Genomic DNA, 9,242 nt, shown 5'->3' with positions numbered 1-9,242 from the left:
GGGGGGCGGGGGGGGGGGGGGGTCAGACCCCCCCCCACACGCCCGTGGATCTTCCGGGGGACCGGCCTTCGGCGGCCGGCGTGTGCGGGACCCGCCGGACCGGTCAGTAGGGGATGCCGGTCTCGTTGGGTTTCTTCTCGCCCATGCCGGTCTGGTCCGGCCAGCCGGTGCCCGAGTCGTGGTCGTGGCCGCCCAGGAACGGGATCTTGTCCTGGAGCGTGCCACCGACCCGCTCACGGGCCACACCGGCCACCTTGGACACCTGCGCGCCCACGACCCCCGCGGCCTCCTGGACCCTCGGGTCGTCGCTCAGGCGCTGGGCCATCTTCTTGATCTGCTCGTACCGTTCGCGACCTGCCCGGCTGCCGAGCACGTACCCGACGGCCATACCGACGGCGAATGTCATTCGATATCGCATTTCGCACCTCCGCTTGTCTCCGGGCCTACCCCGATGACGATGCGACACGCACTCCGGGAGTGCGCTAATGTAGTCCTGCGCCGAACGGAAGGGCCCAAAAGCCCCCCGATCAGCGCCGAAGCGCGATCCCGCGTAGCTCAACGGCAGAGCAGCCGGCTGTTAACCGGCAGGTTATAGGTTCGAGTCCTATCGCGGGAGCTTTGCAGTCCTGAGGGACACAGCTCAGGCCCCCTTCCTGGTCCAGGAAGGGGGCCTGAGTCGTTCCGAGGGTCGCTGTCCGGTTCGCGTGGCGTCGGGTGCCGAGTGTCCGGCGAGATCGGCCGATGCGTTCCACCGGGCCTCCCGTCGACCGGCGCGCGGGTGGGCGTGGCCCGTGAGCGGTCATGCTTCGCGCACGGGTCCACGGCCGGCGTACGGCGGTGACAGGGAAGGGCGCGGGTCAGCGGGTTCTCGTGCGCCGGTCGGCGCCGACGACCCCGTAGAAAGCCCAGCCGAGGCCCAGGAGGACTCCGCCGACGCCCGCGACCACTCCCACCTGTTCGGAGCCGAGCAGGGCGAGAACCGCGATCAGGGCGGCGAAGGCGAGCGACAGGCCGAGCATGACCCTGTTGTAGACGTGCTTGTTCATGCTTCACACGATCACGATTCGGGAGCCCGCAGGGTATCCACCGATCGGTGGACATGTCCCGTCAATTGGAGAAAACTGCACTTCATGGGTGGCGGGGGGCGCGCGGGTGCGCGGGCGGAGGACGTCTGGCTGCGCTCGTACCCGTACTGGGACGCCTACTACGCGGTCGTGCTCGCGGTGACCGTCGTCGTGGTGGCCGCGCAGGCCGGTGGCGTGACGAGGGGACCGGCCGGACCGGCGGGGCCGTTCGTGGCGATCGGGCTGCTGCTCGTGCTGGCGCTCGCGTACGCGCTCGTCGGGCGCAGGGCGGTGCGCGACCGGCGGCGGCACGTCCGCGAGGCCCGCTGGTACGCCGCCGCGATGCTGGTGCTGTTCACCGCGGCCGTCCTGGCCGAGTCCGCTTCGGCGATCGCGCTGTCGGCGCTGCTGCCCATGGCGTTCATGTCCCTGCCGACGGCGTGGGCCTTGGGGGTCATGGTGGGGCTGTTCGCGGCTCCGGCGGCCGGGCTGCTGCCGAGTGCCGGGGTCGATCCGTGGGGGGCCGTCATGACGCTCGGCGTCGGGCTGCCCGCCGGAGCCCTGCTCGGCACGTCCATCGGCCGGCTGTCCGCGCAGAACCGGAAGCGTGCCCGGCTCATCGAGGAGCTGGACCGCACCCGGGACGAGCTGGCCAGGATGAGCCAGGAAGCCGGGGTGCTGGCCGAGCGTGAGCGGCTGGCCGGCGACATCCACGACACGCTGGCCCAGGGGTTCGCGGGGATCATCATGCTGCTCCAGGCCGCCGAGGCGGTCACGGGCCCCGATCGGCACCTGGAGCTGGCCGTACGGACCGCCAAGGACAACCTGGCCGAGACGCGGGCGCTCATCGCGGCGCTCGCGCCGCCCGCGCTGAGCGGCGCGTCGGTGGAGGAGGCGCTGCGGCGGCTGGCCCAGGGGTTCGGGCTGCCGGTGGAGGTGGCCGTCGGCGGCGCGCCCGTGCCGCTGTCCCCCGCGGCCGAGGTCGTCGTGCTGCGCGTCGCGCAGGAGGCGCTGGCGAACGTCCGCAAGCACGCCGGCGCCCGTTCCGTCCGTCTCGCGCTGGAGTACGGGGACGGCCGGGTACGGCTGACGGTGAGCGACGACGGGCGCGGCCTCGACCCGGTGCGCCTGACCGCCTGGCCCGGCCCCGAGGAGGGACGTGCGGAGCGACACGCGGACGAAGCCGGGAGGGCCGGCGCGCTGGGCGGCGGGTTCGGGGTGCCGGGGATGCGTCGCCGGGTGGCCGGGGTCGGCGGCACGCTGACCCTGGACGGGGCGCCGGGCCAGGGCACCACGGTCACCATGGAGGTGCCGTGCTCACCGTCCTGATCGTCGACGACCATCCCGTCGTACGGGAGGGGTTGCGCGGCATGCTCGCCGCCGAGCCCGGCATCGAGGTGGCCGGGGAGGCCGGGTCCGGCGACGAGGCGGTGGCCGTGGCGCCCCGCCTGCGGCCGGACGTCGTCCTCATGGACCTGCGCATGCCGGCCGGCGACGGGGTGAGCGCCATCCGGCGGCTGGGCCCGGGGTTCCGGGTCATCGTGCTGACGACGTACGAGGGTGACGCCGACGTCGGGCGGGCGCTGGCCGCGGGCGCCGCCGGCTACCTGCTGAAGGACGCGTCGCGGGCGGAGCTGGCCGCCGCCGTGCGCGCCGTGGCCGGTGGCAGGACGGCGCTGGCGCCCTCGATCGCGGCCCGCCTGGCGGGCGCCCCGGCGGGCAGCACCCTGACGGGCGGTTCCCCGGCGGGCGATCCGGCGGCGACCGGCCCCTCCGCGGCGGGGGCTCCGGCGGCCTCCGAGGGCGCCGCGCTGTCCGCGCGCGAGCGGGAGGTGCTGGAGCTGGTCGCGCGGGGCCTGACGAACGCCGAGATCGGCCGCCGCCTGTTCATCGGCGAGGCCACGGTCAAGACCTACCTGTTGCGGGTCTTCCGCAAGCTCGGCGTGGGCGACCGGACCTCGGCCGTCCTGGTGGCCATGGAGCTGGGGCTGGTCCGCGGAATCGGCCGTTCGACTCCCACCTGATGAAGGTTCACTGTTTGTAGCGGTAAGGTCACACCTTCTTGCATTTGCGGTGACAAGGAGGGGGCGAGCCGCCAGGATGAGGTGGCCGTGCCCCGGTTCGCGGGACACGGCAGCCGCGGACAGGCCGTGTGAGCGGTGTGGAGAGGGCACCGCCGGCAGGAGTGTGCCGCCGACCCGGAATCGGTGGGGTGCTCCGTGAGCGAAAAGTGCTGGTTTCTGCGTGCGTACCTGGATCAGGTCTCTCCGTCCCTTCGACTCCATCGCCGTGCAGACGCTCATCGAGCGGACGATCGACGTCCGCGAGGCCGAGCGCTTCATCAGGCTGTTCCACGCCGAGAACCCCGCCGCGGGATCTCCCCAAGGCCGCCTGCGTGAGGTGGCCGCGGACATCGCCCGTTACGGCACCTACGCCCACACCTTCGCCGAGCTGGAGTTCGGCGCCAGGGTGGCCTGGCGCAACAGCAACCGGTGCATCGGCCGCCTCTACTGGCGCTCGCTCAGGCTCCGCGACCGGCGGCAGGTCACCAGCGCCGAGGGGGTGGCGATCGAGTGCGTCGAGCACCTGCGCGAGGCGGCCAACGGCGGCCGCGTCCGGCCCACCATCACGGTCTTCGCCCCCGACGTCCCCGGCCGTCCCGGGCCCCGGGTGCTGAACGAGCAGCTCATCCGCTACGCCGGATACCGCACCGCCGACGGGCGGGTGGTCGGCGACCCGCGTAACGCCGCCTTCACCGACATGGTGACGGCGGCGGGTTGGCGGGGGGCGGGCGGCCGGTTCGACGTGCTGCCCCTGGTGGTGCAGGCCGGGCGCGGCAAGCCGCTGGTGTGCAGCCTGCCGGGTGACGCGGTCCTGGAGGTGCCGATCGTCCACCCGCACTACCGGTGGTTCGAGGAGCTGGGGCTGCGCTGGCACGCCGTCCCGGCCATCTCCGACCTGTGCCTGGAGATCGGCGGGATCTGCTACCCGTGCGCCCCGTTCAACGGCTGGTACATGGGCGCGGAGATCGGCGCCCGCAACCTGGCCGACGCCGACCGCTACGACCAGCTCCCGGTGGTGGCCGGGCGGCTGGGGCTCGACACCTCCACCGAGCGGTCCCTGTGGCGCGACCACGCGCTGGTGGAGCTGAACGTGGCGGTGCTCCACTCGTTCGAGCGGGAGGGGGTGACGATGACCGACCACCACACCGAGTCGCGGCGCTTCCTCACGCACCTGGAGCGGGAGGAGAAGGCGGGGCGGGTCTGCCCGGCGGACTGGTCGTGGATCGTCCCGCCGATCTCGGGCGGGGCGACGCCGGTGTTCCACCGCTACTACGACAATTCGGCGCTCACCCCGGCGTTCGTGCGCCACAAATGACCTGCTGCGAGTGAGTGACGCGCCGCAGGTCAGGCGCCGCGAGTGAGCGGCGGTCTTGCCCGCGCCTGCTAGAACATGGTTCGGTTGGCGCATGGACGAACTCGTGCTCTCCTCGCTCGACCAGGGCGTTCTGACCCTCACCTTCAACCGTCCCGACCGGCTCAACGCGTGGACGGACGCGATGGGGAGGCGCTACTTCGACCTGCTGGAGGAGGCCGCGAGTGATCCGGCCGTGCGCGCCGTCGTGGTCACCGGCGCGGGCAAGGGCTTCTGCGCGGGCGCCGACTTCCGGACGCTCGGCCGGATCCAGGACGGCAGCTACGACGAGAAGCCGGACCCGCGGCCCAACACGTTCCCGGCGACCGTCGGCAAGCCGGTGGTCGCGGCGGTCAACGGGGCCTGCGCCGGGCTCGGGATGGTCCACGCCCTCGTCTGCGACCTCGTCTTCACCGCCGACGACGCCAAGTGGACCACCGCCTTCGCGCGCCGCGGCCTGATCGCGGAGTACGGCCTGGCGTGGGTGCTGCCCCGGCTCATGGGGCAGCAGCGGGCCATGGACGTCCTGCTCTCGGGGCGCGTCTTCACCGGCCGGGAGGCGTACGAGATGGGGCTGGTCAACCGGTCGGTGCCGGCGGACAGGCTGCTCGCCGAGGCGCAGGAGTACGCCGGGGAGCTGGCGGCGCACTGCTCGCCCGCGTCGATGGCGGTGATCAAGCGGCAGGTCTGGCACGACTGGGAGGTCACGCTGGCCGAGTCGGCCGAGGCGGCGACCGCCGAGATGATCGCCTCGTTCGGCCGGCCCGACTTCGCGGAGGGCCTCGCGTCCTTCCTCGAACGCCGCCCCCCGAACTTCCCGTCCCTGTGAAAGGGGGAGCGCTAGGCGCGGCGGCGCGCGCCCGGGCTCGGGACCGCGGGCAGGAAGCGCGGCGCCCGCCAGCCCCGCTCCGCGTACGCGGCCGACACGCTCTCCCGCACGCCGTCGAGACGGTCCTCCGCCACCAGGGCGATCGCCGAGCCGCCGAACCCGCCGCCGGTCATCCGCGCCCCGCGGGCCCCGCCCCGGACGGCCGCCTCCACCGCGACGTCCAGCTCCGGCGACGACACCTCGTACTGGTCGCGCAGCGACAGGTGAGAGGCGTTGAGCAGCGCGCCGATCTCGGTGACGGCGCCCGCCCGCAGCAGGCCGACCAGGGCCTCGACGCGGTGGTTCTCCGTGACGACGTGCATGGTCCGCTTGCGCTCGGTGCCCTGCAACCGCTCCAGCGCGCCGGCGAGGTCGGTGACGTCCCGCAGCGCCTCGACGCCGAGCTTGCGGGCCGCGGACTCGCACTCGGCGCGGCGCTTGGCGTACTCGCCGCCCGCGTGCTCGTGGTGGACCTGCGTGTCGATGATGAGGATGCGCAGCCCGTGGGAGGCCAGGTCGAGCGGGATGGCCCGGGAGCCGAGCGAGCGGCAGTCGAGGAAGAGCGCCTGGCCCTCCTGGCACAGCGCGGAGGCGGCCTGGTCCATGATGCCGCAGGGCATGCCGACGAAGTCGTTCTCGGCCCGCTGCGACAGCAGGGCCAGCTCCATGGGGGTCATGTCGAGGCCGTGCAGGTCGTTGAGCGCGGATGCCACCGCGACCTCCAGGGCGGCGCTGGAGCTGAGCCCGGCGCCCTGCGGCACGTCGCCGTCGATCGCGATGTCGGCGCCCGGGACCGGCTCGCCCAGGCGGTCGGCCAGCATGGCCAGCACGCCGACGACGTAGCGGGTCCAGCCGCGCGCGTCCTCGTGCCGCTCGATCGTGACGGGGTCGCCGTCCGACTGGAGGGACAGCAGCCGGATCGTCCCGTCGCCGCGCGGCGTGACGGCGGCCGTGACGCCCCACGGCACGGCGAAGGGCAGCACGAAGCCGTCGTTGTAGTCGGTGTGCTCACCGATCAGGTTGACCCGGCCGGGCGCGTGCCAGACCGTCCGCGGGTCCGCGCCGAACGCCGCACCGAAAGCTTCAACAACCCGCATAATCGAACACTCCTCAACAAAGGCCCGGTCGTAGACTAGCGCGCGTGGAGGAGCTCCTGGATCCCGGCCTCGGCTCGGTCCGGGTCTGGCTGAAACGCGACGACAACAAGGCCCGCAAGCTGAGGTACAACCTCGGCCACCCGCGCGTGCTCACGTTCGGCGGCGCCTACTCCAACCACCTCAGGGCGGTGGCCGCGGCGGGCCGGCGGCACGGGTTCGAGACGATCGGCGTCGTCCGGGGCGAGGAGCGGCTGCCGCTCAACCCGTCGCTGGCGTACGCGGTCTCCTGCGGCATGACGCTCACGTACCTGGACCGCGCCGCGTACCGGCTCAAGCACACCCCCGAGGTGCAGGCGGCGCTGCGCGAGCGCTGGGGCGAGGTGCTGATCCTGCCCGAGGGCGGCAGCAACGCGGCGGCCGTGCGCGGCTGCGCCGAGCTGCCCGCCGAGATCGAGGCCGAGACCCGTGGCGGCTACGACGTCGTCTGCTGCCCTGTCGGCACGGGCGGCACCCTGGCGGGCATCGCGGCGGGGCTGCCTCCTGGCCGGCGGGCGCTCGGGTTCGCGGTGCTGAAGGGCGCCGGGTTCCTGGCGGGCGAGGTGGCCCGGCTCCAGCGCGAGGCGTACGGGCGCGTGTGGGAGAACTGGTCGATCGACCTCGACCACCACTTCGGCGGGTACGCGCGCACGACGCCCGAGCTGCGCGCCTTCGCCGCCCGGCACGGGGTGGAGGAGGTGTACGTGGCCAAGATGCTCCGCGGCCTCGTGGACCTCGCCCGGCGGGGCATACTCGCGCCCGGCACCCGGGTGGTGGCGGTCGTGACCGGCGAGCCCTTCCCGCCGCGCTCCTAGCATCGGGTCAGCCCTCGACGCTCGTCGCCGTGTGCGCCGCGCCGACCGGCTTGGACTCGGGTGAGCCGCGCTGGCGCAGATAGATGGAGAGCACCACCATCGACAGCACGGCCAGCAGCTCCGACTGCCAGTTCTGCAGCGACCGGTTCCAGAACTCGGAGGAGGTCACGTACCACCCCCAGTCGACCGGGTCGCGCAGGTCGGTGATCCGCTCCGAGTTGTAGGCCGCCAGCCCCGCCACCGACTGCGCCAGCCACGACAGCACGAAGATGGTCCCCATCACCAGGCCGAGCGAGTTGCTGTAGAGCCAGAGCCGCGCGCCCCTGACCTTGGCCCAGGCCGGGGAGTCCTCCTTGGCGTGTTCGCCGACGAGCTGCTCCTCGTCCGACTCGGCGCCCTCCTCGCCCGGCTTCTTGGACTCCGGCGAGCCCTTCTGCACCAGCCAGACGGTCAGCACGATGAACAGCAGGAACTGCAGGTACTCCGACTGCCAGTTCTCCGCCACGTCCACCGCGAACGACGACGACGTCGCGTACTCCCAGACGGACACGGGCTGCAGGCCGTTGACCAGTTGCTGCTCGTTGAACTGCGTCGCCCCCGCCCAGGCCTGTCCCGCCAGCGTCAGCAGGAACAGCACCAGGAACGTCAGCGACAGCGTGCTGTCCTTGATCCGTCTCATACGTCGATCCGCCTCATGCGTCCCCCCTCGGCGCGCTCACAGGTGCGCCAGTCCCAGCGCGAAGAAATAGATCAGCCCGGCCGCGATCAGGACGAGCGTCAGCGTGAACATGACCCGCATCAGTCCTCCACCTCGCAGTCGTAGGGGAGGTCGTGCCGCGGCTCGCACCCGGCCGCCGTGATCCGCCAGCCGTCGGTGAACTGGTGCAGGAACACCGTGTCGTCCTGCAGCCGCACGAGGGCGTCGGAGCCCCACACCTCGACCCCGGTGACCCGGCCGCCCGGGCCGAGCTTCAGCGCGGCCAGCGCCTGGGCACAGGTCTCGTCCGGGTCGGGCAGCTTCTCGGCGGTCGTGCGGGTGAGCATGGCGCAGGCCGCCTCGTCCTGCTTCGCCGCCACGGCGGCGTGAAAACGCTCCGCCGCGCGCGCGGGCGACGTCGTGTCGACGGCACAGCCCGCGGCCAGCGCCAGCGCGAGCACCGCGAACGCAAGTCTCATGCGCCTCTGTTACCCCGCCATGAACCGCTCATGCCAAGGCCATGTCGCGCTGTGACCGAGTGACTCCGCCGGGCCGGGGGACCTCAGGGGAGCTGGTCCAGGATGGGGCTGATCAACGCGTTCAGCTCCCGTACGAGCACCACGAGGGCCCGCTCGGCGGCCCGTTCGACCTGGTCGTGCGGCCCTTCGGGCTCGGGCGGCAGGTCGCCGAGCGGCACCGGCGTCTCCACCAGCAGCGTGGTCCGCAGGAACGGGTGGTGGGCCAGGTCCTTCTCGGTCGGGTCGAGGTACTGGCCGAACGTCTCCTGCCAGCCCGCCCAGCCGCGGTCGCGCCACCAGGCGCGCGAGCGGGTCAGCTCGGCGGGGAGCGGCGAGACCAGCGTCACCCGCGCGTTGAGGCTGCCGTCCCAGGTGTTGCGGCGGCAGTCCGCCGACAGGACGCGCCGGTCCCACCGCACGTAGCCCGGGTTGAGGGCCGGCGGCGTCGCCAGCCGCCACGCCGCGCAGGCGAACCTGACCGGCGCGATGTCGCCCCACTCGAACTGCTCCAGGTTCTTGCGCACGTGTACGGCATAGCGCCCGTCACGGTCCCTGTCGTATTCCTGGTCGATCCAGAACGCTCTGCCCATGCGCCCTACGCTACGGCGATCCGGCCCCGGCCGGACGGTGGCGCGAACGCCGGGTGGAGGAGTATCCCCCGCCGCCCGCCGGTCCTGGATCCGCCGGGACGGTGGGCAGGGCCAAAACGCCTGTGACGTACGTGACACCTGGG

General features: G+C 72.9%; 11 protein-coding genes and 1 tRNA gene. 6 read left to right on the top strand and 6 right to left on the bottom strand.

What is annotated here, in order from left to right; translation table 11 throughout:
* Window positions 1-103 precede the first annotated feature (103 nt).
* Window positions 104-418 (bottom strand): YtxH domain-containing protein, encoded by a 315-nt coding sequence (locus tag AB0H64_RS19740; RefSeq protein ID WP_357626206.1) that lies wholly within the window; start codon window positions 416-418, stop codon window positions 104-106.
* Between the two features lie 126 nt (window positions 419-544).
* On the opposite strand from AB0H64_RS19740, the gene AB0H64_RS19735 reads away from it, so the two are divergent.
* Window positions 545-616, top strand: a tRNA-Asn gene (locus AB0H64_RS19735).
* A gap of 241 nt (window positions 617-857) precedes the next feature.
* On the opposite strand, the gene AB0H64_RS19730 is transcribed toward AB0H64_RS19735, so the two are convergent.
* A complete protein-coding gene (locus AB0H64_RS19730; RefSeq protein WP_357626203.1) occupies window positions 858-1,046 on the bottom strand; it encodes a hypothetical protein in 189 nt (62 codons plus the stop codon).
* An 84-nt stretch (window positions 1,047-1,130) separates the two neighbouring features.
* Between AB0H64_RS19730 and AB0H64_RS19725 the strand changes: the two genes are divergently transcribed.
* The 4 genes from AB0H64_RS19725 to AB0H64_RS19710 all read left to right on the top strand — a co-directional run bounded on the left by AB0H64_RS19725 (window position 1,131) and on the right by AB0H64_RS19710 (window position 5,307).
* Window positions 1,131-2,393 carry a sensor histidine kinase gene (locus AB0H64_RS19725; protein ID WP_357626201.1) on the top strand — a complete coding sequence of 421 codons (1,263 nt, stop codon included), beginning with the start codon at window positions 1,131-1,133 and terminating at the stop codon, window positions 2,391-2,393.
* Entirely contained in the window at window positions 2,378-3,088 is a 711-nt protein-coding gene (locus AB0H64_RS19720) for a response regulator transcription factor (protein ID WP_357626200.1), read from the top strand. The genes AB0H64_RS19725 and AB0H64_RS19720 overlap by 16 nt, the downstream gene beginning before the upstream one ends.
* A 220-nt stretch (window positions 3,089-3,308) precedes the next feature.
* A complete protein-coding gene (locus AB0H64_RS19715; RefSeq protein WP_357626197.1) occupies window positions 3,309-4,442 on the top strand; it encodes a nitric oxide synthase oxygenase in 1,134 nt (377 codons plus the stop codon).
* Between the two features lie 91 nt (window positions 4,443-4,533).
* The gene (locus AB0H64_RS19710; protein WP_357626194.1) at window positions 4,534-5,307 is read left to right on the top strand and encodes an enoyl-CoA hydratase-related protein; all 774 of its coding nucleotides are present in this window, start codon (window positions 4,534-4,536) and stop codon (window positions 5,305-5,307) included.
* Window positions 5,308-5,318: 11 nt separating this feature from the next.
* Here the strand turns inward: AB0H64_RS19710 and galK are convergent, their stop codons facing one another.
* The gene (gene galK / locus AB0H64_RS19705; protein ID WP_357626192.1) at window positions 5,319-6,443 is read right to left on the bottom strand and encodes a galactokinase; all 1,125 of its coding nucleotides are present in this window, start codon (window positions 6,441-6,443) and stop codon (window positions 5,319-5,321) included.
* Window positions 6,444-6,487: 44 nt separating this feature from the next.
* Here galK and AB0H64_RS19700 point away from each other — a divergent pair, with 44 nt between their 5' ends.
* Window positions 6,488-7,294 carry a pyridoxal-phosphate dependent enzyme gene (locus AB0H64_RS19700; RefSeq protein WP_357626189.1) on the top strand — a complete coding sequence of 269 codons (807 nt, stop codon included), beginning with the start codon at window positions 6,488-6,490 and terminating at the stop codon, window positions 7,292-7,294.
* Window positions 7,295-7,301: 7 nt separating this feature from the next.
* On the opposite strand, the gene AB0H64_RS19695 is transcribed toward AB0H64_RS19700, so the two are convergent.
* The 3 genes from AB0H64_RS19695 to AB0H64_RS19685 form a co-directional block, all read right to left on the bottom strand.
* Window positions 7,302-7,973, bottom strand: a complete 672-nt coding sequence (locus tag AB0H64_RS19695; protein ID WP_357626186.1) for a DUF6766 family protein — start codon at window positions 7,971-7,973, stop codon at window positions 7,302-7,304.
* A 119-nt stretch (window positions 7,974-8,092) separates the two neighbouring features.
* Window positions 8,093-8,470, bottom strand: a complete 378-nt coding sequence (locus tag AB0H64_RS19690; RefSeq protein ID WP_357626184.1) for a hypothetical protein — start codon at window positions 8,468-8,470, stop codon at window positions 8,093-8,095.
* An 83-nt stretch (window positions 8,471-8,553) separates the two neighbouring features.
* The gene (locus AB0H64_RS19685) at window positions 8,554-9,099 is read right to left on the bottom strand and encodes a hypothetical protein (RefSeq protein ID WP_357626181.1); all 546 of its coding nucleotides are present in this window, start codon (window positions 9,097-9,099) and stop codon (window positions 8,554-8,556) included.
* Window positions 9,100-9,242: the final 143 nt, after the last annotated feature.

The sequence above is a fragment of the Nonomuraea sp. NPDC050733 genome, assembly GCF_040654215.1.
In the GTDB taxonomy this organism is placed as follows: domain Bacteria; phylum Actinomycetota; class Actinomycetes; order Streptosporangiales; family Streptosporangiaceae; genus Nonomuraea.
The sequence above is the reverse complement of the archived record's forward strand: the minus strand, read 5'-3'. Positions and strand labels throughout refer to the sequence as shown.